The sequence below is a fragment of the Undibacterium sp. JH2W genome, from assembly GCF_049340425.1.
Taxonomy (GTDB): Bacteria; Pseudomonadota; Gammaproteobacteria; order Burkholderiales; family Burkholderiaceae_D; genus Undibacterium.
In genome coordinates, this window is sequence record NZ_JBMPOT010000064.1 from 1 (window position 1) to 749 (window position 749).

The window sequence follows — 749 nt, forward strand, 5'->3', positions numbered from 1 at the left end:
ATGGATTGACTGGGCTGCTTGGAGGCTCCCCAGGGTGGGCCGTTATCGGCGTTGATACGCAATGGCAATCCATAGCGTTCAAACGTCGGAATTAATGCTTCTTGCACGGCTTCATGATTGGCCCGACTACACGCATGCAACAATAAATTGAAGCGCGAATGGTCATCCAGTAAGGTCAGTGGGTAGCAAATCCCCTTCAACGTTTCGAAATAGCCTTTGAAGTCAATCTGCCACAGTGCATTGGCTTGTTCATGCTCGAAGCGTTGCCATGGCGTATGTTGTTGACTCGCTTCTGGCAAGATAAGGCCGTGTCTATGCAAAATATGTGTCACGGTACCGGCAAGTGGTAAATCGGCATAGCCAAGATTTTCCAGTCGCTGCCTGATCTTACGGCCTCCCCAGCATGGATGCTCATTGCGTAGTTCAACCACTAATTTCTCCAACTCATCACTGACGCGCAACGGAGAATTCACTGGTCGTCGGGACCGATCTTGCAAACCCGCCTCACCTTGTTCTGCATAGCGCTCTAGCCATTTATAGCCAGTTTTAGCGCTAATACCAAAACGTCTGCACAATTCACGTCGATTGGCTCCTTCTTGATTGGCAAGCAGGACAAATTCTAAGCGTAGATCCATGATATTTACTGTTTTCCAAGTCATGTTGGCGACTCCCTTTAGGTATCTTTATGATCACCTAAAGGTGTTACCTATGTCCTGATACAGGTGTTACCCATGTCTCTGTTCTATACA

General features: G+C 47.9%; 1 protein-coding gene. It reads right to left on the minus strand.

Translation table 11 applies throughout. The annotated features are described in order from the left end of the window. Positions 1 to 659, minus strand: a 659-nt coding sequence (locus ACO0LC_RS29120; RefSeq protein ID WP_423009749.1) for a helix-turn-helix domain-containing protein, incomplete at its 3' end; no start/stop codon positions are given. Between the last annotated feature and the right edge of the window lie 90 nt (positions 660 to 749).